The sequence below is a fragment of the Streptomyces sp. NPDC029044 genome (genome assembly GCF_040637495.1).
Classification (GTDB): Bacteria; Actinomycetota; Actinomycetes; order Streptomycetales; family Streptomycetaceae; genus Streptomyces.
In genome coordinates this window covers 1-22,035 of the sequence record NZ_JBEZWN010000083.1, presented here as the reverse complement: position 1 = coordinate 22,035, position 22,035 = coordinate 1, and the positions used below count along the sequence as shown (strand labels likewise).

General features: G+C 71.8%; 17 protein-coding genes and 2 pseudogenes. 6 read left to right on the top strand and 13 right to left on the bottom strand.

What is annotated here, in order from left to right:
- Positions 1-46: 46 nt before the first annotated feature.
- From dhaK to AB0E85_RS35990, 4 genes and pseudogenes are all read right to left on the bottom strand, one after another.
- On the bottom strand, positions 47-1,039 hold the full coding sequence (gene dhaK / locus AB0E85_RS36005; protein ID WP_361936526.1) for a dihydroxyacetone kinase subunit DhaK: 993 nt from the start codon (positions 1,037-1,039) through the stop codon (positions 47-49).
- A gap of 111 nt (positions 1,040-1,150) precedes the next feature.
- Entirely contained in the window at positions 1,151-3,598 is a 2,448-nt protein-coding gene (locus AB0E85_RS36000) for a SpoIIE family protein phosphatase (protein WP_361936544.1), read from the bottom strand.
- 246 nt (positions 3,599-3,844) lie between these two features.
- Positions 3,845-4,810, bottom strand: coding sequence for a glycoside hydrolase family 6 protein (locus AB0E85_RS35995; RefSeq protein WP_361936524.1), 966 nt, complete (start codon positions 4,808-4,810; stop codon positions 3,845-3,847).
- A gap of 122 nt (positions 4,811-4,932) precedes the next feature.
- Positions 4,933-5,967: pseudogene (locus AB0E85_RS35990) on the bottom strand (endo-1,4-beta-xylanase); the annotation flags it as partial.
- 619 nt (positions 5,968-6,586) lie between these two features.
- On the opposite strand from AB0E85_RS35990, the gene AB0E85_RS35985 reads away from it, so the two are divergent.
- Together AB0E85_RS35985 and AB0E85_RS35980 are read left to right on the top strand one after the other, a co-directional pair.
- Positions 6,587-9,790 (top strand): glycoside hydrolase N-terminal domain-containing protein, encoded by a 3,204-nt coding sequence (locus AB0E85_RS35985; RefSeq protein WP_361936522.1) that lies wholly within the window; start codon positions 6,587-6,589, stop codon positions 9,788-9,790.
- A 119-nt stretch (positions 9,791-9,909) separates the two neighbouring features.
- On the top strand, positions 9,910-10,521 hold the full coding sequence (locus tag AB0E85_RS35980) for a hypothetical protein (RefSeq protein WP_361936520.1): 612 nt from the start codon (positions 9,910-9,912) through the stop codon (positions 10,519-10,521).
- Between the two features lie 152 nt (positions 10,522-10,673).
- On the opposite strand, the gene AB0E85_RS35975 is transcribed toward AB0E85_RS35980, so the two are convergent.
- Together AB0E85_RS35975 and AB0E85_RS35970 are read right to left on the bottom strand one after the other, a co-directional pair.
- Positions 10,674-11,048 (bottom strand): hypothetical protein, encoded by a 375-nt coding sequence (locus tag AB0E85_RS35975; protein ID WP_361936518.1) that lies wholly within the window; start codon positions 11,046-11,048, stop codon positions 10,674-10,676.
- Positions 11,045-11,326 carry a hypothetical protein gene (locus AB0E85_RS35970; RefSeq protein ID WP_361936516.1) on the bottom strand — a complete coding sequence of 94 codons (282 nt, stop codon included), beginning with the start codon at positions 11,324-11,326 and terminating at the stop codon, positions 11,045-11,047. The genes AB0E85_RS35975 and AB0E85_RS35970 overlap by 4 nt, the downstream gene beginning before the upstream one ends.
- A gap of 319 nt (positions 11,327-11,645) precedes the next feature.
- On the opposite strand from AB0E85_RS35970, the gene AB0E85_RS35965 reads away from it, so the two are divergent.
- Positions 11,646-12,740: a glutamate--cysteine ligase gene (locus AB0E85_RS35965; protein WP_361936514.1), complete on the top strand. Its 1,095-nt coding sequence runs from the start codon at positions 11,646-11,648 to the stop codon at positions 12,738-12,740.
- Between the two features lie 15 nt (positions 12,741-12,755).
- Here AB0E85_RS35965 and AB0E85_RS35960 read toward each other — a convergent pair whose 3' ends face one another.
- Positions 12,756-12,881 carry a hypothetical protein gene (locus AB0E85_RS35960; protein WP_361936512.1) on the bottom strand — a complete coding sequence of 42 codons (126 nt, stop codon included), beginning with the start codon at positions 12,879-12,881 and terminating at the stop codon, positions 12,756-12,758.
- A gap of 350 nt (positions 12,882-13,231) precedes the next feature.
- Positions 13,232-14,461, bottom strand: a complete 1,230-nt coding sequence (locus AB0E85_RS35955) for an acyl-CoA dehydrogenase family protein (RefSeq protein WP_361936510.1) — start codon at positions 14,459-14,461, stop codon at positions 13,232-13,234.
- 266 nt (positions 14,462-14,727) lie between these two features.
- On the opposite strand from AB0E85_RS35955, the gene AB0E85_RS35950 reads away from it, so the two are divergent.
- On the top strand, positions 14,728-15,828 hold the full coding sequence (locus tag AB0E85_RS35950; protein WP_361936508.1) for a winged helix DNA-binding domain-containing protein: 1,101 nt from the start codon (positions 14,728-14,730) through the stop codon (positions 15,826-15,828).
- A gap of 113 nt (positions 15,829-15,941) precedes the next feature.
- Entirely contained in the window at positions 15,942-16,523 is a 582-nt protein-coding gene (locus tag AB0E85_RS35945) for a hypothetical protein (protein ID WP_361936506.1), read from the top strand.
- Positions 16,524-16,976: 453 nt separating this feature from the next.
- Here the strand turns inward: AB0E85_RS35945 and AB0E85_RS35940 are convergent, their stop codons facing one another.
- The 5 genes and pseudogenes from AB0E85_RS35940 to AB0E85_RS35920 form a co-directional block, all read right to left on the bottom strand.
- Positions 16,977-18,209, bottom strand: a complete 1,233-nt coding sequence (locus tag AB0E85_RS35940; protein WP_361936504.1) for a cation:proton antiporter — start codon at positions 18,207-18,209, stop codon at positions 16,977-16,979.
- Positions 18,210-18,215: 6 nt separating this feature from the next.
- Entirely contained in the window at positions 18,216-18,704 is a 489-nt protein-coding gene (locus AB0E85_RS35935; RefSeq protein ID WP_361936502.1) for a TrkA C-terminal domain-containing protein, read from the bottom strand.
- 128 nt (positions 18,705-18,832) lie between these two features.
- Positions 18,833-19,288: a hypothetical protein gene (locus AB0E85_RS35930; RefSeq protein ID WP_361936500.1), complete on the bottom strand. Its 456-nt coding sequence runs from the start codon at positions 19,286-19,288 to the stop codon at positions 18,833-18,835.
- A gap of 166 nt (positions 19,289-19,454) precedes the next feature.
- Complete coding sequence (locus AB0E85_RS35925; protein ID WP_361936498.1) at positions 19,455-21,119, bottom strand: allantoin permease; 1,665 nt, start codon at positions 21,117-21,119, stop codon at positions 19,455-19,457.
- Positions 21,120-21,240: 121 nt separating this feature from the next.
- A pseudogene (locus AB0E85_RS35920) lies at positions 21,241-21,945 on the bottom strand (hypothetical protein); the annotation flags it as partial.
- Between AB0E85_RS35920 and AB0E85_RS35915 the strand changes: the two are divergent.
- A partial coding sequence (locus AB0E85_RS35915; protein WP_361936542.1) for a hypothetical protein occupies positions 21,900-22,035 on the top strand: 136 nt, incomplete at its 3' end. The pseudogene AB0E85_RS35920 and the gene AB0E85_RS35915 overlap by 46 nt on opposite strands.

Below are 22,035 nucleotides of genomic sequence, written 5' to 3'. Positions count from 1 at the left end.
ATCTCCTTGCCTGGTAGGTACGTGGTGGTCCTCTGCCCCCGGTGTGTCACACGCCCCAGCGCAGACCCGGGGTCTTCACCGGCGCGTCGTACAGCCGCAGCAGCTCCTCGTCGACCTGGCACAGGGTGAGCGAGGCGCCCGCCATGTCCAGGGAGGTGACGTAGTTGCCCACGAGGACGCGGGCCACGGGGACGCCGCGCTGGGCGAGCACCCGGTGCACCTCGGCGTTGAAGCCGTACAGCTCCAGCAGGGGGGTCGCACCCATGCCGTTGACCAGGACCAGCACCGGATTGCGCGGCTGGAGGTCCTCCACCACCGCCTCGACGGCCGCCTCGGCGATCTCGCCGGAGGTCATCATGGCGCGCCGCTCCCGGCCCGGCTCGCCGTGGATGCCGATGCCCAACTCCAGCTCACCCGGCGGCAGATCGAAGGTCGGGCTGCCCTTGGCCGGGGTGCTGCACGCGCTCAGCGCGATCCCGAAACTGCGGGAGCTCTCGTTCACCTGCCGGGCGATGGCCTCGACCCGCTCCAGAGGCATGCCCTCGGCAGCGGCGGCGCCCGCGATCTTCTCCACGAACAGGGTCGCGCCCGTGCCGCGCCGCCCGGCCGTGTAGAGGCTGTCGGTCACCGCCACGTCGTCGTTGACCAGCACCTTCGCGACCTGGATGCCCTCGTCCTCGGCCATCTCGGCGGCCATGTCGAAGTTGAGCACGTCACCGGTGTAGTTCTTCACGATGAACAGCACGCCGGCCCCGCTGTCCACGGCGGCGGCCGCGCGCAGCATCTGGTCGGGTACGGGGGAGGTGAACACCTCGCCCGGACAGGCCGCCGACAGCATGCCGGGACCCACGAAACCACCGTGCAACGGCTCGTGCCCCGAGCCTCCGCCCGAGATCAGCCCCACCTGTCCGGCGACGGGGGCGTCCCGCCGCACGATCACCCGGTTCTCCACGTCCACGGTCAGTTCCGGGTGGGCAGCCGCCAGACCGCGCAGCGCGTCGGCGACCACGGTCTCCGGGACGTTGATCAGCATCTTCACGGGAACCTCCTAGACAACCTAGTAGATGAGCCCTTGAACTCCAGCTTCGCAGGCCACATTACGTTTGACCAGTTGTCGATCTTGGCGGTCGGGGAGGGCGGTTACGAGCCGTCAGGTCCGGGACGGTGTCGCTTGCGCGCACCAGATCGTCTTGCCGTTGCCGGTGTGCCGGGTGCCCCACCCCTGGGTGAGCTGGGCGACGAGCAACAGCCCCCGGCCGCCCTCGTCGAAGGCACGGGCCCGGCGCAGGTGCGGGGCGGTGTTGCTGGCGTCGGAGACCTCGCAGATCAGCGCGTTGTCGCGGATCAGCCGCAGTCTGATCGGCGGCTCGCCGTACCGGATGGCGTTGGTGACCAGCTCGCTGACGACCAGTTCGGTGACGAACGCCGCCTCCTCCAGGCCCCAGGCGTCCACCTGGTCGACGGCGAACTTCCTGGCGTGCGGCACCTGCGCGGTGTCGGGCTCGACCTCCCAGTCGGCGACGTGGTGCGGATCCAGCGCGCAGGTGCGAGCGAGCAACAGGGCGGCGTCGTCGGTCCGGCTGTCCAGGAGCATGCCGTCCATCACCGTGTCGCACAGGTCCTCCAGCGAGGTGGTCGAGTGGCTCAGGACCCGCTCCAGTTCGGTGAGCCCTTCATCGACATCGCGCTCGTGGCTCCTCACCAGCCCGTCGGTGTAGAGGGCCAGCAGGCTGCCCTCGGGCAGTTCGAGCTCCGCGGCCTCGAACGGCAGTCCGCCGAGGCCGAGCGGCGGCCCCGGATGGGCGGGTACCGGGGGCCGGGTGCCGTCCGGGGCGATGATCAGCGGCAGCGGATGGCCGGCGCTCGCGAACGTGAAGCGGCGGGAGACGGGGTCGTAGACGGTGTACAGACAGGTGGCGCCGGACTCGCCGGTCGGCTGGAAGTGGCCGTCGGGCCGGTGGTCCCCGGCGAGGTGCAGGACCAGGTCGTCCAGGTGGGTCAGCAGCTCGTCGGGCGGCAGGTCGACGTCGGCGAGAGTGCGCACCGCCGTGCGCAGCCTGCCCATGCTGGCCGAGGCGTGCAGACCGTGGCCCACGACATCGCCTACGACCAGGCCGACCCGGGCGCCGGACAGCGGAATGACGTCGAACCAGTCACCGCCCACTTCCGCGCCGGTCCCGCCGGGCAGGTAGCGGGATGCCACCTCGACCGCTTCCTGGCTGGGCATCCCCTGCGGCAGCAGGCTGCGTTGCAGGGTCAGCGCGGTGGTCCGCTCGCGCGAGTACCGGCGGGCGTTGTCGATGGCGACGGCCGCCTTGGCGGCGAGCTCCTCGGCGAGGATCAGGTCGTCGGCGGTGAACGCCTCCGGCCGGTCGAGGCGGGAGAAGGAGACGATTCCGAGCAGCGCGCCGCGCGCCTGGAGCGGCACGGTGATCCGCCCGGTCAGCCCGTCGGCGGCGATGGACCCGTCGATCACCGGGTTGCCCGGGGGCCAGTGGGCCGGGTCGGCGGCGAGGCCGGGCCCGAAGGCCCATTCGCCGCCCTCGCCGGGCTCGGTGGTGAGCTCCACCGTGGACGTGCCGGTGGCCATGCAGCGGGCGGCGACGGAACCGGGCCCGTGGGTGACCGGTGCCATGGCTTCCGGTGCCCGGTCGGCGTCAACCTTCGTGCTGTGCTGGGCGGCACGGCTGAGCCGGACGGTCTCGCCGGGGTCGAACGCGGACACGGACGGCGGTTCCTCTCCGCGCAGCACCTCGTCGAAGAGATCCACGCTGACCAGGTCGACGAAACCCGGCACCGGGGTCCTGGCCAGTTCCTGCGCGGTGCCGATCACGTCGAGCGTCCGGCCGATGCCGCCGCTGGCCTCGTTGAGGATGAGCAGGCGCTGCCGGGCCCAGTACTCGGCGCTCATGTCGAATCCCCAGTTGGCGATCGCACGGACCCTGCCCCCGGCATCCCGGACGGGCCAGATACTGGTGGCCCAGGCATTGGCGTAGTCACTGCCGCGGGGGCGGAAGACGGTGATGAGACGCGTGGGCTCGCCCGTCCTCGCCACTTCGGCGAGTGCGTCGGTGTAGGGCTTGTCGTCCCTCTCGGGAAACAGCGAGCGGTCGAATTCGGGCAGCACCTCGCGGTACTTCTTGCCGAGCACCTGCTCCTCGGAGTGCGCTATCACCCGGCCCGAGGAGGCATTGATCCACTGGAACCGCAGCTCAGGGTCGTAAACGCCCAGAGCGAACGGGCACTGCTCGAAGGCGCGGTCGGCGATCACCGGGCGGCGCCCCCAGCGCTGGACGGTCACCGCGTGCCCCATCACCCGCCCATCGGGGCCGAACAACGGGTGAGCGGACAGCACGGCGTCCACCGTGGAACCGTCCCGGTGCCGCAGGGCTGTGAACCCGGTGGGATCGGGGCCGGCGCCGTAGCCCTCGGGGAAGCCGCGGGGCGGGGGATCGACCAGCAGGTCGGCCACGGGCCGCCCCACGGTGTCCTGCGCGGTCCAGCCGAGCAGCAGCCGCGCCCCTTCGCTCCAGCCGCTCACCATGCCGTCCGGGTTCACCACGACAACGGCAGTGGGCGCGTCCTGCTTGCCGGCCATCTCCACGCGACACGCCTCCGTCCGGACAGCGGCCCCCTCAGGGCTCGTTTCCAGCGGCCGCTTCCAGCCTAGGTCCGCCGCGGCGTCACGGCGCCCCGGGGCCGGTGTGCCGCGGCGGCGAGCGGCGATCGAGCAGCGTCGAAGCGCTTCGACTCTCTCGCCGGCTCGACGTGGCGCCGCCGCGGCCGACGGCCGTCACCGGGTGGGACGTGCACGGATCCGAGATGCTCCCCGAGCCGCTCCGGATCAGTAGCCGTAGATCATCTTGTAAGCGACCTCCGGGAGGAACTGCCCCGCCGACGAGCCGCTTCCGACGCCGCAGTTGCCGTCGGACTCGCCCGGCACCTTGATCCACAGGAGCATCTCGGCGCCTCCGCCCAGCTGGGTGGGAGTGCCGATGCGACGGCCTGACGGGTTGCACCACTGGCCGTTGGAGCCGTTGCCGTTGCGGCTGGTGTCCACGACGAACGGCTTGGTGTAGCCGTACCGGGCGCCGAGTTCCCTGTTGACGGCGTTGCCGTACGCGGTGTTCTCGGCCGTGGTCAGGTAGTTGGAGACGTTGAGCGAGAAGCCGTGAGCCTGCCGGACACCGGCTTCGTGAAGACGCCGGGCCATGGTCGCAGCGCTCGCCCACGCCGGGTTGCCGGCGTCGAGGTAGACCCAGGTGTTGGGAGCTCGGCGGTTGAACTCGGCGAGCGCACCCGTCAGCATGCTCTCGCGTTCGTCGATCTGCGCCTGGCTCATGCAGCCGTAGTCCCCGAGGGAATCCGGTTCGAGGACGACGAGGGCCGGGCGGCCGGCGATCCCGCTCGCGAACTGGGCGATCCAGTTCGCGTAGGCGGACGGTGACGAGGCTCCGCCCGCGGAGTGTCCGCCGCAGTAGTCACGGTTGTAGATGTTGTAGGCGACGAGGAGGGGCAGCTTGTCCCGGGCGTCCGCGGCGCCCGCGTACGCGCCGGTCGCGGTGCCGATCGTGCCGCTCCAGGAGCCGAACCAGCGGGCCGTCGGGACATTCGCGATCGAGGCGTTGATCGCGGACGCCCGGCCGTCGCCGGGGTTGGCGGCGACCCACCGTTTCGCGCTGGAGTCGGGGTCCACGTAGAACCCGTTGGTCATGGTCGTCGGATCCGCCGCATGGGCGGTCGGGGCGGCGGCGAGCGCCAGCGGCAGTGCGGAGAGCGCTGCCACCAGGGCGGGGAGGATGCGGCGCATGGCGGATACCTCGGCTTTCTGGCAGGGGTGCGTCCGGAGGTCGGCGTCGGGCCGAGGGGGGAGCGCTCCCATCGGAGCGCTCCCCCCGGCACGGTCGGTCAACGGGTGACGGCGGTAGTGCCGCGGGTGACGGCCGGTGTGCCGCCCATCGCCGTCAGCGTCGCGTTGTACGCCGGCTTCTTGTTGCCGTTGCGGTCGAACAGGAGCGGGTTCTCGCCGCTGCGCCAGGAGTCGCTGTCCCGGATGCCCCAGACGGTGATGCCGGTACAGCGCGCGACGTTCATACAGGCCCTGACCGTGTTCGCGTAGGCGGTCGGCGGCGCCTGCGCGATGTCCAGCTCGGTGATCTGGACGTCCACTCCGAGGGCGGCGAAGTTCGACAGGGTCGTCCGGAAGCTGCCGGGCGGGCCGCCGGCGCCGAAGTGGGCCTGGAGGCCGACGCAGTCGATGGGCACCCCGCGCGACTTGAAGTCGCGCACCATGCGGTAGACGCCCTGGGTCTTGGCGTCGTTCCAGTTCTCGATGTTGTAGTCGTTGTAGCAGAGCTTCGCCGCGGGGTCGGCCGACCGCGCCGTGCGGAACGCCTGCTCGACGAAGCCGGTGCCCAGTACGTCCCGGAAGACCGAACCGCGCATCTGGCCGCTGCCGCCGTCCGCGAAGGCCTCGTTGACCACGTCCCAGGAGTGGATGCGGCCCTTGTAGCGGTTCATCACGGTGGTGATGTGGTTGTTCATCACGCCGCGCAGCGTGTTGGCGTCCCTGATGGAGTTGACCCAGCCGGGCAGTTGGGAGTGCCAGACCAGGGTGTGGCCACGCAGGCGCTGGCCGCGGGCCTGAGCGCGGTTGGCGATCTGGTCGGCGCGGCTGAAGGTGAACGAGCCCCGGGACGGCTCGGTCGCGTCCCACTTCATCTCGTTCTCGGCCGTGACCGAGTTGAACTCACGGTCGAGGATGCCGGTGTACGTGCCGTCGCCGAGCCGTCCGGCCGCCACGGCGGTGCCGAAGTACCGTCCGGACTGGGCGGCCTGCGCGCCCAGGGTGGAGGCCTGCACGGCGTCGGGCGCGCCGGTCGCCGTCCCGGGAGTCACCAGGACGGTCGCGGCCAGCAGGCCGAGGACCGAGGCCCGGCGACAGCCGAGCCGTTTCAGCGGGTTCATGGGTCTCCTCGTCGGGGGTGGGGGGTGGGGTGGTCCGCCCGGTGGCCGGGCACGGCCTGAGGGGAGAGCCGCTGGCAGGGATCGCACTTGATGGAGCCATGACATCCCCATGCGTGGCGTTCTCCCCGCTCGGTTCATGCCGTTGTGCGGTTCGGCGCCGCCGGGAAGGTGCCTTGCTGCGTACGAGAGGAGCGCTGCAACTGGTCGAAATGTCGAACGTGCATCGATGTGTCGAGCATTTGAATAATAGAAGTCCAGTCGATCCCGTCAATCCTCCTCGCAGGATTCGATTTCCACATCGAAACATTCGAAGCCCCTGGATGGAAACGCGGCAGGTCAATCGCCTGTCCGGCAGGAGATGCGGTGGTGTCGACATGATCGATCCGCCATCGAGGATCTCTGAAGCCACGAGTTTCCGAATGGCATGCGAAATTTCGAATCCGCTCGGGGTGTCCTCGACGCCGAGTCGGTCGGTGGGGACTCGGACAGCCGCTCCGCGAACGCACGCCTATAGACATCCGATCTATTTCACGGCGACGATGTTCACGCCGCCGCCAGATGTCGATGTGGCGTCACTTTCCTGCGAAAGAGCCGATGAATAGCCCCGGGAGATCTCACCGTGAGCGATGCAAGCCAACCGCAGCGACGCAGCGTCATCAAGCTCGGCGGTGGCCTCGCCTTCGCGCCTCTGCTCGCACAACTCGCCGGCGGATCACCCGCAGCACAGGCCGGCGCCGCAGGGCGAGACGACTCGGCGCCCGCGCCGTGGCCCACCCTGTCGCGCGAGGCGCTGACCTACTCCGTGCCCGCCACGGACTGGCAGTCACAGGCCCTGCCCATCGGCAACGGCCGGCTCGGTGCCATGCTCTTCGCCGACCCCCACGAAGAGCGTGTCCAGTTCAACGAACAGAGCCTCTGGGGCGGTGTCAACGACTACGACAACGCCCTGGCGGGCAAGCCGGACAGCGACTTCGACACCGGTATGACCGGCTTCGGCTCGTACCGGAACTTCGGCGACCTCGTCGTCACCTTCGCTCCCCGTGCGACTCCGAAGGTCACGGCTCCCGGGGGGCCGTACAGCAGCAGCTCATCGGAGGGCGTCGACAAGACGTACGACGGTGACACGAAGACCAAGTGGTGCATCGAGGGGCCGGGTTCGAAGGTGCGGTGGCAGGTCGAGCTCCCCGCCCCGGCCACGGTCGCGACCTACCGGCTGACGAGCGCCGACGACGTACCGCAGCGCGACCCGCAGGAGTGGACGTTCTCCGGCTCCACCGACGGCACCGCGTGGACCGCACTCGACAGACGCACGCTGGACGCCCCCTTCGAAAAGCGTTTTCAGACACGGGAGTTCACCTGCGCCGACACCGCGGCCTACCGCTTCTACCGGTTCGACTTCGTCCCGAAGGCGGGCGTCAGCCACTTCCAGGTGAGCGAGATCGGCTTGGCCGGAGTCGACCTCGGCTCGGGCGGCGCGATGTACCTGTCGTCGCCGAGCGGGCACTCCGAAGGGGCCGGGGCCGGGTCCCGGCCCACGGACATGTCGCGCTCGGTGGACCGCGATCCGGCCACGGTCTGGCGGGTCGGCCCGGCCGCACCGGCGGTCGTCTGGCAGGCCGACCTGCCCCGCGCGGTCGCCATCACGTCGTACGCGCTGACATCGGCCCCGGACCGTCCGAAGGACGACCCCGGGCGGTGGCGGTTCGAGGCCTCACAGGACGGGAGTGCCTGGACGACCCTCGACACACAGAACCCCTCCGAGCCCTTCGCCGGCCGCGGTGAGACCCGGACCTTCCGGATCGCCAACAGCACGGCCTACCGCGCCTACCGCCTCACCCTGACCCCACGCGCCTCCTCCACCGGCCTGCAGATCGCGGAGATCGCGCTGGAAGGCAAGGGCTTCGACTCACGCACCCAGCGCGCGGTCGTCGACTACCGGCGCTCCCTCGACTTCGTGAACGGCGTCCACGTCACCCGCTTCGGCGCACCGGGACGGCGTGTCCTGCGCGAGGCCTTCGCCGGCCGGTCCGCGGACGTCATGGTCTTCCGGTACACCTCGGAGCGCGCCCGGGAACTCTCCGGGGCCATAGCGCTGACGTCCGGACAGGACCAGGCGCCGACCGTCGTCGACGCCGCCGCCGGGCGCATCGGCTTCAGCGGCGTCATGGGCAACGGTCTCAAGCACGCGTGCACCGTCCAGGCCGTCCACACCGACGGCGAGCTCCGCGCCGACGGGGCGACGCTCCGGTTCAGCGGCTGCACGACCCTCACTCTCCTCCTCGACGCCCGCACCGACTACAAGCTCGACGCCGCCGCCGGTTGGCGCGGAGCCGACCCGGCGCCGGCCGTCGCCAGGGCGCTCCGCACGGCAGCCGCCCGGTCCTACGGCGCGCTGCGCGAGGAGCACACCGCCGAGACCCGTGCCCTGATGAACCGTGTCGCGGTCGACTGGGGCACCTCCGGTGCCGACGTCGTCGCCCTGCCGACCGACGCCCGGCTCGCGCGCTACGCGGCGGGCGGGGAGGACCCGGCACTGGAGCAGACGATGTTCCGCTACGGCCGATACCTGCTGATCGGTTCCTCCCGCCCGGACGGCCTGCCCGCCAACCTCCAGGGCCTCTGGAACGACAGCAACCAGCCCGCGTGGGCCTCCGACTACCACACCAACATCAATGTCCAGATGAACTACTGGGGTGCCGAGACGACGAACCTGCCGGAGTGCCACGAGGCGCTCGTCCGGTTCGTCGAGCAGGTGGCGGTGCCCAGCCGCGTCGCGACCCGTAACGCCTTCGGCGAGGACACGCGCGGCTGGACGGCCCGCACCAGCCAGAGCGTCTTCGGCGGCAACGCCTGGGAGTGGAACACCGTCGCGAGTGCCTGGTACGCCCAGCACCTCTACGAGCACTGGGCGTTCACCCAGGATCTGGACTACCTCCGCACCGTCGCCCATCCGATGATCAAGGAGATCTGCGCGTTCTGGGAGGACCACCTCAAGGAGCGCGCGGACGGCCTCCTGGTCGCGCCCGACGGCTGGTCCCCCGAGCACGGACCGCGCGAGGACGGCGTCATGTACGACCAGCAGATCATCTGGGACCTGTTCCAGAACTACCTGGACTGCGAGTCGGTGCTCAAGGCGGACCCCGCCTACCGGGCCAGGATCGCGGACCTACAGGCACGTCTCGCGCCGAACAAGACAGGCAAGTGGGGCCAGTTGCAGGAGTGGCAGGAGGACATCGACAGCCCCGACGACATCCACCGCCACACCTCGCACCTCTTCGCGGTCTACCCGGGCCGCCAGATCACCCCGAGGACACCGGACTTCGCTGCCGCCGCGCTCGTCTCTCTCAAGGCGCGCTGCGGCGAGAAGGAAGGCGTCCCGTTCACGGCCGGGACGGTGTCGGGCGACAGCCGCCGCTCGTGGACCTGGCCCTGGCGGGCGGCCCTCTTCGCCCGCCTGGGCGACGGGCAGCGCGCCGGGATCATGCTGCGCGGGCTGCTGACGTACAACACGCTGCCCAACCTGTTCTGCAACCATCCGCCTTTCCAGATGGACGGCAACTTCGGCATCTCGGGCGCCGTGGCGGAGATGCTCCTGCAGAGCCACGACGGCGTCATCCACCTGCTGCCCGCCCTGCCGGACGGCTGGAAGGCCAAGGGCTCCTTCACGGGCCTGCGCGCACGTGGCGGTTACGAGGTCGGCTGCACGTGGCGGAACGGCAAGGTCACCTCGTTCAGCATCACGGCCGACCGGGCCCGGAGCCGCAGCAAGGTCACCGTGCGGGTGAACGGCACCGACAGGAAGGTGAAACCGGCCAGGCCCTGACCGGGGCGTCGGCGCGTGCGCTACCGTGGCCACGCTGGCGCGACGACGCCGGCGCTGTGGCCGAATCGGCTTGCCGTGTCAGGCCCGCGGGAGCCGGCCTCGGTGAGAGGGTCGGCTTCATGTCCACCTCAATGCTGGCTCGCGGGGCCCGCCTGGCCGCCGTGGCCCTCGCCGCCGTCACGACCCTCACCGCCTGCGGCGACCTGCACGCCCCGGGCACCACCCCTGGCACCACCCCAGGGGCGTCCTCCCGGCCGTCCGTCGCATCCTCGCCCAGTGCCTCGGGAGCCTCGCCGTACGTGGAGCCGGGTGCCGGTGACAGGGCCCCGCACTACAACGAGAACAACGCCTACCGCCGGGCGGGCGAGATGGCCCCCGCCCACGCCGCGGACGCCGAACGGGAGGCCGCCCGCATCAGGCCGGTGCTCAAGCGGCTGTGGGAGCAGCGGGAATGGAACCCGGCGACCGTCCGGACGGCCCTGCTCCGGCTCGGTTACGAGGAGGAGCGGGTGGCGAAGGACGGCAAGCGCCTCGGCGGCACGCTCACCGTCACGGGACTGCCCTCGCACTGGGAGGGCGACGGCCCTGTCACGCCCGAGGGCACGCGCGTCGCCCTGCGCGTGCACGACGACGCCTGTGTCACGGCCTTCCTGCAGAAGTCGAACTTCGCGGTGCGGACCAACGGCCCGTACCCCGAGACCGGCTGCTTCCAGCCGCCGAACGGCCACTGAGAAGCGCCGACCGGCGATCGCGTGGGTGGGGGTGGGGGCGTGACCGCCGGGGCCCCCACCTGCCGGCTTCGGGCTGCTCCCCAGGAGGTCGGCCGCGGCCCCAGGAGTACGGCCACGACCCCCAGGACGGCCACGGCCGCTGATCCGGGCCCTCAGCGGATGAGCACGCCCGCCACCGCGCCCACCCCGGCGGCACAGGCCAGGACCGCGCACGCACCGGCCGCGTGGCGCCGCAGCAGGGCCCTTCGGAGCTCGGCGTAGCGGCTCTCGTACTCCTGTCGCAGTTCTGCGGCCCGTCGCACGGTGTCGAGCATCAGCTGCCGGGTGACGTCGAGACGCCGGCGGACGTAGTGGGCGGTGAGTTCCTCGGCCTGGGCCGTGGTCAGCCACGGCATCTGCGCGCAGAGCTCCTCGGCCTCGTGCTGTGCCTGGTGACGGTGGGCGTGGGCGAGGAGGTAGCCCTCGGTCTCGTCGGCCAGGACGCTGCTCGGCTCGCCGTCCGGTGCCCCGCGCCTGCCGCGTCTCACGGCCGGTCGCCCTTGTGCCCCTCGGCGTCGAGCACATCGCGCTGCCCCGTGTTCTCCGCCTCGCAGGGACCCGCCACGTCCGGGTCGCGCAGGTCGAAGGTGGGGGACTCGGAGCGGAGCTTGGGCAGGGTGGGGAAGTTGTGGCGGCGTGGCGTGATCAGATACAGGTGCCCGAGCTTCTTGTGATCGGTGGTCGTCAGCCGGGAGACGACGACGCTCCCTCGGTCGCGGCGCTCCACCGCGGGTACGGGCGCAACCGGTTCAGTGTCTGTCGCCATCAGTTCCTCGATCGGCAGCAACGGTGCACGGACGGTCTTCCGCCTGGAGGAACCTATTCGGTCCGGTTCGTCGCCCCTGTCCGTCGCCGAGTGTTCGTGGGCCGAACGGCGGAGTGATCCATTCGACCGGGCGGCGTCTTTTCCGTGTAAGCGGTTTCTATTGCTGTGTCACGTTTTGTTCCGCCGCGAGTGCGGCACTCGGTAACCCGCGGGCGGGCCCCGGAAGCGGGCGGGCCCTGGAGGGCGGTCACCGCTGCGTGCGGTGCGTCTTCCGCGTGCCGGAGTCCGGCCCGGCCCGCCGGGCGGAACAGAGGTGTCGATGACGACGATCGGCGTGGAAGAGGAGTACCTGCTGCTCGACCCGGTCACGGGCCTGCCGGTACCTCAGGCGGACAAGGTGCGCGCCGCCGCGGGCGTGGGTCATCTCGTGACCGACCAGGAGGTGCAGTACGAGCTGCTCCAGGCGCAGGTCGAGGTGGCCACCCCGGTCTGCGACACCCTGGAGGAGGTCGGCGGCCATCTGCTGCGGCTGCGACACGCCGTCGGGGTGGCCGCGGAGCAGCACGGCTGCCGTATCGGGGTCTGCGGGACCCCACCGCTGCGGCACGGCCGCCCCATCGCCGTCACCGACCAGGCCCGGTACCGGGCCATGGTCACCCAGGCGCCGCAACTGGTGGCGGAGCAACTGGTCAACGGCACGCACGTGCACGTCGCCGTCCCCGACCGGGAGGCGGGCGTGCAGGTCCTGAACCGGATCCGCTTCCGGCTGCCGACACTGACCGCCATGGCCGCGAACTCCCCGCTCTGGGACGGCCACGACACCGGCTTCGCCAGCTGGCGCACAGTGATCTTCAGCCGGTGGCCGGTCAGCGGCATGCCCCCGCACTTCGAGGACGCCGCGGACTACGACCGGCGCGTGGAACGACTTCAGGAGTCCGGCCTGATCTCCGACACCGGTCAGCTCTACTGGCAGGCCCGGCTCTCGGCCACCTACCCCACCATCGAGGTGCGGTGCCTGGACGTCCAGCTACGGGCGGACGAGGCGGTCATGCTCGCCGCCGTCATCCGCGCCCTCGTGGAGACCTCACTGGCGGAAGCGGCGGCCGGCGTGCCCCTGCCCGACTGCGCGCCCGAACTGCTCCAGGCCGCCATGTGGCACGCCGCCCGCCACGGGCTCGGCGACACCCTGATCGACCCCGACGGCACACCGCACCGCGCCGGCGACGTTCTCTACGAGTTCCTGCGGCACGTCGCCCCCGCCCTCGACGCCTCCGGTGACACCCGCCAGGTCACGTCCCTGATCCACCGGCTGCTCCAGGACGGCACCGGCGCGGACCGGCAGCGCGCCGCCCTCGCCCAAGGCGGTCTGCGCGCGGTCACCGAACTGGTCAGCGCGCAGAGCACGATGCCGTGACACCACAGAACCGCCTCAGGCCGTTGCCGCGAACGCCGCGGTTACGGCGGTGTCGGCGCGGGCGTGGACGACCAGCCGCGTGCCGGCGGCGTCGGCGTTCGCCTCGAGGGCGCGACGGACGGGCGCGCTGTGCGCCGCCACGGACAGCAGCGTGCCCAGCCGGCCGCTGACGGTGGACGCGCAAGAGGACGCTGACCACCGCACTCCGAGCGGCCGGCTCGTCGAGGAGGACGACCACGGGGGCCGGACGGTAGGCCTGGACGAGGTCGCAGATCTTCATGAGCAACGCGGCGCGCCCGCCGATGCCGGGGTCCTGAGGTACGCGGCTGGTCCGCAGCGCAACACCCTGCGCCTGGCTGTGACGCGGACTGCCCGAGGGCGTCGGGCGAGGCCTCGGGCCCGTCGCGCCACCGTCGTCCCGGTCGGCGGGTCTCCTGCCCGCTCGTGGGCGATTCACCTGCGGCGCGAGCCGGCGGCCCGTCGCCGTGTGGTCAGACGGGCAGGACGAAGGGAGGGTGCGCACCGTTGAGGAAGTAGTCCCCGACGTCCCTCAGCCGGTGCCCGACAGGCTCGTACAGGGTGTGGGTCCGGGCGTTGCGCCAGAACCGGTCGAAGCCCAGCCGTGCCGAGGCGGAGCGGGCGCCGATGATGTCGAGGGCCCGGGCGGTGGACTCCTGGGCGGCCTTGGACGCGGCTGACTCGGCCATGGCCACGAGGACGGAGATCTCCGCGTACTCCTCGTAGGTGAGATCCTCGCCGTGGGCCAGTCCGCCGCGGACGGCCCGGCGTGCCTGGTCGGCGAGTGCGGAAGCCGAGCGGGTGAGCACCGTGAGCTCCCCGTACGCCGTCAGCACCTGTGGATCCTGGGGGGAGCCGACCGGCCGGTCCGGGTGTCGGTGCGAGGGGCCGGTCCTGCTGTACTCACGGGCCTCGGCGAGCACCCCCTCCGCCATGCCGAGCCGGAGCTGCACCGACAGCAGACGGCCGACCGGTGACATCAGGGCCGTCAGGGGCGACAGGAGGTCCTCGTCCGCCGACAGGGACCCCAGTACGTCGCCGGCGGTGACCGGCACGGCGTCGAACTCCGCACTGCCGCCCGCCGCCAGCCGCTGGCCGAAGGGGTCGGTGTCACCGTCGACGACCACGCCCGCGCGGGCGGGATCGACCACGAGCGCGAGAGGCTCGCCCGTGTCGGCCCGCACCGCCCGGACGGCGAGACGGTCGGCGACCAGGACGCCGGCGGCATAGCTCTGCCGGCCGTCGAGGACGTACCCCCGCGTGTCCTTGACGAGCGTCAGCGCCGGTTCCTGGCGGGCCAGGCCGCCGCCCCAGCACCACTGCTCCGCCACGGACCGCCGCTCCAGCCGGGTGGCGAGGTCGGCTCCGGCGAGGTGCAGGGCGCTCCAGGACGTGAAGTAGTGACAGCCGAGCAGCTGGCCGATGGCAGCGTCGGCCGCCGCGATCTCCCGGACCACGGCGTACGCCTCGGTCCAGTCCGCGCCGCCGCCCCCGAGCCCCGCGGGGACCAGGAGCGTCAGCAGTCCCGACTCGCGCAGCCGCGACACCTCGTCGAAGGGAGGCTTGCCCGCCTGGTCCCTGGCCACCGCGTCCGTGGCGAGGTCCTCCGCCGTCTCGCGGGCCACGCGCAGCCAGTGCGCACGGCCGGGCCCGGCCTGGTCGGACTCCGCGTCCGGGCCGGACGGCGCCGGGGCAACGCCCATCACAGGGAACTCCTCACGTCCGTTTGCACAGTGGGGCGTTGAGCCTCATCGGCGGGAAAGACGGGTGGGCCATGCGCATCATCCTGCGCAGGAGTGCGCGGTGCCGTCAATGCTTTCCTAGTAATTCGATAGGAAACATGGGGTACCGGCGGCGCGTGCCGGATGCGGTCACTAACTGACCGCATCCCGTGCGACGGTGAGCGTGCAAGCCGCCCGGAGGACCTGGACCACGGGCCGGAACACGACGCAGAGGCCGAGGTGCCCCGATGACCGTTCTGAACGCCCGGGCGCTCAACCGCGCCACCCTTGCCCGGCAGTTGCTCCTCGACCGCGCCGACCTGCCGGTCCTGGACGCGGTCGCGCATCTGTGCGGCCTCCAGGCGCAGGAACCGCAGGAGCCGTTTCTGGGGCTCTGGTCGCGGCTGCGGGCGTTCGACCCGGCGGAGCTGTCGGACCTGCTGACGGGGCGACGTGTCGTGCGGACCCCTCTCATGCGCCGCACCGTCCATCTCGTCACCGCCGACGACGTCCTGGCCTGGCGCGCCCGCCACGACGACATGTTGCGCCAGCGGGTCCTCGGGGTCTACCGGCGCGAGCTCGACGGGGTCGATCCCGGCGAACTCGCCGCGGCGGGCCGGAAGGTCATGGCGGACGGCGAACCCCGCTCCATGCCCGAACTCGCGCGCGCCGTCGTCGACCGCTGGCCCGCGGCGGGGCCCCGGCCCCTGGGCGAGATGCTGGTCGCCGCCCTCCTCCCGATGGTCCAACTGCCGCCGCGCGGACTGTGGCGCACCAAAGCGGGAGTGCGCTACGCGCTGGTCTCCTCCTGGCTGGGCCGCGAGGCCGACCCGCCCGCGACGGACGGCTCCGACCCGGTCGGCCAGGCGCTCGTCCGGCGCTACCTGACGGCCTTCGGCCCCGCCGCCTCGGCCGACCTGCGCGCCTGGTGCGGCCTCGCCGGACTGCCCGCCGCGGTCTCCGCCCTGCGCGGGGAACTGGTCTCCTTCCGCGACGAGCGCGGCCGGGAACTGCTCGACCTCCCCGACGCGCCCCGCCCCGACCCCGACACGCCGGTGCCCGTGCGCTTCCTGCCGGCGTTCGACAACGCGATCCTCGGCTACCACGACCGCAGCCGCATCATCGACGACGCGCACCGCCACCTGTCCGTCGCCGGCGAGCGCGTCGTACTGCTCGACGGCAGGGTCGCCGCAACCTGGACCGTCGAGGCGGACACGGTGCGGGTGGAGCCGCTGCGCCCCTTCTCCCGGGCCGACCGCACCACCGTCGCCGAGGAGGGCAGCGCGATGGCCTCCTTCCTCTCCGGCGACGAGAGCGACCGGGTACGGATCGCGGCGTCTCCCGCGTGAACCACGCCCTCACCTCCTCGTGACGGGCCGCCCGGCACTGATCGGCGAGCGTCAGCGGCAGTCGGGCGCACACTGGAAGGGTGCTGCCGGTGCTCACGAGGGGGTGTCGGCCCATGAAAGCGTCAGAGCGGGTGACCGTGCGGTGGTGGCGGTGGCGACGCAACGCGCTCAAACGGCGCGTCGACGTCGTCGAGGCCTGGGTCGTGCTCGTCGGCTGGGTGCTCGCCCTGCTCGGCGGGCTGACCGCCGGGCTGATCGCCGCGGGCACGGTCGAGCGCGCGGCCGAACGGCAGCGTGCCGAGAGCCGCCAGGTCACGGCGGTGGTCGTCGAGGACGCCCCCGGTCCGTCTCCGGCCCGCACGGCCAGTGACCACCGGGTGTGGGGCAAGGTGCGGTGGACCGCGCCCGACGGTTCCACGCACCGGGAGGAGGTCCGGGTGGCGCCCAGGGCGCCTGCCGGGAGCACCATCTCCGTGTGGGTGAACCGGAGCGGTGACATCACGAGCCGGCCGGTGTCCAGTGGCGAGGTGTGGCTCCACACCACGATGGGCGGCGCGCTCGCCGGAGCCTTCGCGGGCGCAGCGGTCCTGGGGGCCGCCTGGCTGACCCGCCTGGCCCTCGACCGGCGGCGCCTGGCCCAGTGGGACGCGGAGTGGGAGCGGATCGACACACGCAGGGGCTGGAAGACGGGCTGAACCCGTCGCCCCACGGGCTTCTGCTCGCTCCGGCGGCTCGGAGTGGGCCTCCTCACCGGCCGCCCCGCTCAGGTGCGGCCGACCGTGTCCTGGTCGTCGAGTGGGCACGCGGGGAGTCTGCGCCCGGGGCTGACGGGGACGTGCGGGTGCCCGCATCGGGCGGTCGGAAGGTCGGGCCGGTGGTGTCGGTTGTCCGGCGAAGCCTGTGCCGGTCCGGCCGGCGTGGGCGGTCTCGTCGGCTCGGCCAGGTGTGGCCGATCGTGTCCTGGTCGTCGAGTGCCTCGTCGGCACGCGGGGGAGCCTGCGCCCCGGGCTGACGTTAGCCCTTCGGTGGGGACGCCCGCATCGGGCGAGGCGGTCGGAGGGCCGGGCCGGTGGTGTCGGCTGTCCGGCCAAGCCACTGCCTGCGGGCCGGTCGGCGTGGGCGTCTCGCCGGCCGTCCCGGTGGCTCGTTCAGGTGCGGCCGACCGTGTCCTGGTCGTCGAGTGCCTCGTGAGAGCCGGGGACAACCGGCGCGCTGCGCCGACGGGAGCGTCCGGTCAGGCGGGTGGCCAGCGGTTCCGTCCAGCGGGCGGTCAGCGGGCCGAGCAGGACCAGGATGAGGACGTACGCCGTGGCCAGGGGGCCGAGGGAGGGTTCGATGCCGGACGTGACGGCCAGCCCGGCGATGACGATCGAGAACTCGCCGCGGGCGACGAGCGTGCCGCCTGCCCGCCAGCGGCCTCTGGGTCCGATGCCCGCGCGGCGCGCGGCCCAGTAGCCCGTGGCGATCTTCGTCGCGGTGGTGACGGCGGCCAGGGCGAGGGCCGGCAGCAGCACGGGCGGAATGCTGGCCGGGTCGGTGTGCAGGCCGAAGAAGACGAAGAACACCGCGGCGAACAGGTCCCGCAGCGGCGCGAGCAGACTCGTCGCGCCCTCGGCGACCTCACCCGACAGCGCGATGCCCACCAGGAAGGCGCCCACCGCCGCCGACACCTGCAACTGCTGGGCGACCCCGGCGACCACGAGCGTCACACCGAGGACGACCAGCAGCAGCTTCTCGGGGTCGTCGCTGGAGACGAAGCGCGACACCAGGCGGCCGAAACGCACCGCGAGGACCAGCACCAGGGTCAGCACGCCCAGGGCGATGGCGAGGGTGACGCCGCCCGCGGCCAGGCCCACCCCGGCCAGCAGGGCCGTGACGATGGGCAGATACACCGCCATGGAGAGGTCCTCCAGGACGAGGATGCTCAAGATGGCCGGGGTCTCCCGATTGCCCAGCCGCCCCAGATCTCCGAGGATCTTGGCGATGACGCCCGAGGAGGAGACCCAGGTGACGCCGGCCAGGACGACGGCGGCGACCGGGCCCCACCCGAGCAGCAGGGCGAGGATCGCGCCCGGCAGGGCGTTGAGCACGGCGTCGATGATTCCGGCGGGGTAGTGGGTCCTGAGGTGGGAGACGAGGTCGGTGGCCGTGTACTCCAGGCCCAGCATGAGCAGCAGCAGGATGACGCCGATCTCGGCGCCGACGGCGACGAAGTCCTCGCTGGCGCCCAGCGGCAGCAGCCCGCCCTCCCCGAAGGCGAGCCCGGCCAGCAGATAGAGGGGGATCGGCGAGAAGCGGAAGCGCCCGGCGAAGCGGCCGAGCAGCCCCAGCCCGAGGATGAGACAGCCGAACTCGATCAGGAAGACGGCGGAGGATTGCATGGCGGGTCACTCCCGCCCGAGTATCGCGGCGGCCGCCTCCACGCCCTCGCGGGTCCCGATGACGATGAGGATGTCGCCCCCGGCCAGCCGGAAGTCCGGGGTGGGGGAGGGGATCGCCTCCGCCCGGCGCAGCACCGCCACCACGGACGCCCCGGTCTCGGTCCGGATCCGGGACTCGCCCAGCAGCCGCCCGTTCCAGCGGGAGGAACCGGACAGTTCGATCCGCTCGGCGACGAGCCCCAGGTCGGTGGTGGACAGCAGGTTCGGCGTGTGGTGCTCGGGCATCAGGGCGTCGATGAGCGTGGCCGCCTCCTCCGACGTCAGACGCACCGAGAGGTCGCACGCGTCCGGGTCGTCCTCGCGGTAGGCGCTGACCGTCCGGTGCCCGTCGCGGTGCGCGACCACCGAGAGGCGCCGGCCCTCGTCCCGTGTCGTCAGGTCGTAGCGGACCCCTATGCCCGGCAACGGGGTGCTGCTGAGGCGTGGCGCGCTCATCTCCGTCCCCCTTCGGTCGGTGCCTGCGCGTTCCTGCCTGTGGGGGGCCGCGCCCGGACGAGCGCCCAGATCCGGCCTGTGTGGCTCATCCTAGGCGGCGGGGCACGACCGTACCCCCCGTGCGTGGGCTATCGGGACGGCTGCGGGAAGGGGGATGCCGGCGGGACGGGTGTGGCCGTGGGCAGCCGGGCGGTCGCCCCCTCGACCTGACGCACCGTGCTCTCGCCCGGCCGGTGGCCCGCGCCCGCGCCGGTGGACAGCTGGGACCAGGCTCCGAGGGCCAGGGCGACGGCGGCCGCGGTGGCGACGACCCGTCCCACACGGCGGGCCTTGGCACGGCGGTCCAGGTCCTGCCACGCCACACGCACCCACAACTCCTCGGGCTGCCACAGGTCGCCGACGGCGTGCGGGGGCTGGAGCCGCTGCCCCGCCGCCCGCTCCGCGGCGGAGGGTTCCCGGGGAGCGGAGACACGTATGGCGGACTCGCTGTCCGTGAGGAACCTCAGCCACACGTCGTCGGGGGCCGGGGGGACGCCGGGCGGCTCGTGGGGAGTTCCCCTTCCGTCATGCTCATCGGTGGTCATCCCGTCATCCCCTCTCCGACCGTCGGCCCGCTCACTGCGCGGCGCAAGATCAGTATGCCGCCCGGGCCCCGGAGCCGCCGCCCCCTGCGGCCCCGCACGGCACGTCCGAGACCGAGTTGGAACGTGCCGTACGGCGGGAGCGCCCGGCCGCGCTCCCGCCCACGGCTCAGGCCGTGGCCGGCAGGACGTGGTCCCCGAGCTTGTCGGTGCTCAGGCACAGCGAGCAGACGACCGCGTCGTGCGTCCGGCACGCGGCGACGTCCGGCCGCTCGAACTGCTGCCGGCACACATGGCATGGGTAGGCGACGGCGCTGGGGTTGCCGTCCTCGTCCAGGAGGGGCTCGGCGATGCCGTCGTCGGTGCGGCGCAGGTAGTACCTGCCCTTGGTGACCACGGCCATCAGCGGCGTGAGGACGAAGGCGATGACGGCCGCGGCGACGGGGGAGTACGGCTGGAGCGTGTCGCCGAGACCGTGGAAGTACATCGCGATCGACAGCCCCGAGGCGGCGACGAAGGAGACGACCCCGACCGGGTTGACGGCGTAGAGCATGCCGCGGCGGAACTCGGGGGCGTGCGGGGACAGCTTCAGCACGTACTTGTTGATGCCGATGTCGGTGGCCACGGTGACGACCCAGGCGATCGCGCAGTTCGAGTAGAAGCCCAGGATGCTGTTGAGGAAGCTGAACATGTCCGCCTCCATCAGCGCGAGCGCGAAGCCCAGGTTGACCAGGACGAAGACCATCCGGCCCGGGTAGCGCTTCGTGACCCGGGTGAAGGAGTTGGTCCAGGCGAGGGAGCCGGAGTAGGCGTTCGTGACGTTGATCTTGATCTGGCTGATCACGACCAGGGCCACGGCCAGCGGGAGCACGATCCAGGACGGCATCATCGCGTCGAACGCGTGCTTGAACTGCTGGATCGGCTCGGGCGCGGCGGTCGGACCGACCTCGGCGATGATGTACACCGCGAGGAACACGCCGATGGCCTGCTTCAGCGCGCCCAGCACCACCCAGCCGGGACCGGCCATCACCACGGCCGTCCACCAACCGCGCTTGTTGGCCTCGGTCTTGGGCGGCATGAAGCGCAGGTAGTCGATCTGCTCCCCGATCTGTGCGATCAGCGACAGGCACACGCCCGCGCCCAGCAGCACCGAGGCGGTGTTGACGCCGCCGTCCCCGTCGGTGCCCGCGTACGCGAGGAAGCGGTCCACGGTGCCCGGGTCGGCGGCGACCAGGTAGACCAGCGGGCCGACCATCAGCAGCAGCCAGATCGGGGTGGTCCACACCTGGAGTTTGCTCAGCGCCGTCATGCCGTAGATCACCAGGGGGATCACCATCAGGGTGGAGACCAAGTAGCCCAGCCAGAGCGGCAGTCCGAGGCCCAGCTTCAGGCCCTGGGCCATGATCGAGCCTTCGAGGGCGAAGAAGATGAAGGTGAAACTGGCGAAGATGACGCTCGTGAGGACCGAGCCGAAGTAGCCGAAGCCGGAGCCGCGGGTGATCAGGTCCAGGTCGATGTTGTAGCGGGCCCCGTAGTAGGCGAGCGGGAAGCCCGTCACGAAGATGACGACGGCGGCGACGGCGATCGCGAGCAGTGCGTTGCCGGTGCCGTGGGCCAGGCCGATGCCGGCCCCGATGGAGAAGTCGGCCATGTAGGCGATGCCGCCGAGCGCGGTCGTCGCCACCACCATCGGGGTCCAGCGCCGGTAACTGCGCGGCGCGAAGCGGAGGGTGTAGTCCTCCAGGGTCTCCTTGACGGCCTGGTCCGTACCCCGCGCTGCCTTCTGCGCGGGCTCCGGCTCGGTGACTTCTGCCAGTCGTGGCTCGGCACTCATGCCACGCCTCCTTGCTGCGGGTCGGGGACGACAGGGCAGGCACGGTAGGCAGTGGTCGTTACCCCTAAATGCTTCCTGCGTGAAGGGAATGTTTCGGAGGCATCTCACACGTCGACGGCCGCTACGGCACGCCGAGTTCGAAGAGCACGTACCCCGCGTACGACCCGGAGGCCAGCGCGGCCGTGCCGAGGACCGTGACCAGGGACGGCCATCCGAGCCGGCTCATCGCGAGGGCGAGAGGGACGAACAGCGGGAAGAGGGGCAGCAGATAGCGCGAGACGTTGCCGAAGATCTGCTGGGTCGTCATCACCATGAGGTACGACAGCACCGGGTAGACGACGAGGACGGCCGGTGGGCGCAGCCGCAGCAGCAGCACCGTCAGCGCCGGCACCGCCAGCACGACGCAGACGCCGATGACGTCCTCGAAGGCCCTGGCGAACAGATAGTCGAAGTGTCCGACGGGGAGGGACGTCAGCACGTTGAACGTGTGGACTCCCCAGTCGAACTTGTGGGCCCAGGCGCCGTCCTGGAGCTTGGAGTAGCCGTTGATGTCGCCCATGCGGTAGTTCACCCAGGCCAGATATCCGAACAGCCCCAGCGGTGCGATCGCCACAGCTGCCAGCGGACGCACGACACCGTCCGCGCGCCGGCGCAGGGACAGCAGCGCGGCGACGCCGAGGGCGGCGATCAGCGCCGCGGCGGTGGGACGGCAGAGCCCCGCCGCACAGGTGAGCAGACCGGCCGTGAGCCAGCGACGGGACATGACGGCGTGACAGGCCCATGCGGCCAGGGCCGTATAGAGGGACTCCGAGTAGCCCGACCGCTCCGTGCACTGGTCGGACCCTCGACGGCTGGTACGACATCGAGGCCAACTACGACTTCCTCTACACCGAGGTCTCGACCGACGGCGGCGCCA

What these genes read in the sequence shown, in the direction of transcription:
- AB0E85_RS36000 (WP_361936544.1), bottom strand. Translation starts at nt 3,598, where the DNA reads ATGGCCGGCAAGCAGGACGCGCCCACTGCCGTTGTCGTGGTGAACCCG.
- AB0E85_RS35965 (WP_361936514.1), top strand. Translation starts at nt 11,646, where the DNA reads ATGACGACGATCGGCGTGGAAGAGGAGTACCTGCTGCTCGACCCGGTC.
- AB0E85_RS35945 (WP_361936506.1), top strand. Translation starts at nt 15,942, where the DNA reads ATGAAAGCGTCAGAGCGGGTGACCGTGCGGTGGTGGCGGTGGCGACGC.
- AB0E85_RS35940 (WP_361936504.1), bottom strand. Translation starts at nt 18,209, where the DNA reads ATGCAATCCTCCGCCGTCTTCCTGATCGAGTTCGGCTGTCTCATCCTC.
- AB0E85_RS35970 (WP_361936516.1), bottom strand. Translation starts at nt 11,326, where the DNA reads ATGGCGACAGACACTGAACCGGTTGCGCCCGTACCCGCGGTGGAGCGC.
- AB0E85_RS35950 (WP_361936508.1), top strand. Translation starts at nt 14,728, where the DNA reads ATGACCGTTCTGAACGCCCGGGCGCTCAACCGCGCCACCCTTGCCCGG.
- AB0E85_RS35930 (WP_361936500.1), bottom strand. Translation starts at nt 19,288, where the DNA reads ATGACCACCGATGAGCATGACGGAAGGGGAACTCCCCACGAGCCGCCC.
- AB0E85_RS35955 (WP_361936510.1), bottom strand. Translation starts at nt 14,461, where the DNA reads ATGGGCGTTGCCCCGGCGCCGTCCGGCCCGGACGCGGAGTCCGACCAG.
- AB0E85_RS35935 (WP_361936502.1), bottom strand. Translation starts at nt 18,704, where the DNA reads ATGAGCGCGCCACGCCTCAGCAGCACCCCGTTGCCGGGCATAGGGGTC.
- AB0E85_RS35995 (WP_361936524.1), bottom strand. Translation starts at nt 4,810, where the DNA reads ATGCGCCGCATCCTCCCCGCCCTGGTGGCAGCGCTCTCCGCACTGCCG.
- AB0E85_RS35980 (WP_361936520.1), top strand. Translation starts at nt 9,910, where the DNA reads ATGTCCACCTCAATGCTGGCTCGCGGGGCCCGCCTGGCCGCCGTGGCC.
- AB0E85_RS35925 (WP_361936498.1), bottom strand. Translation starts at nt 21,119, where the DNA reads ATGAGTGCCGAGCCACGACTGGCAGAAGTCACCGAGCCGGAGCCCGCG.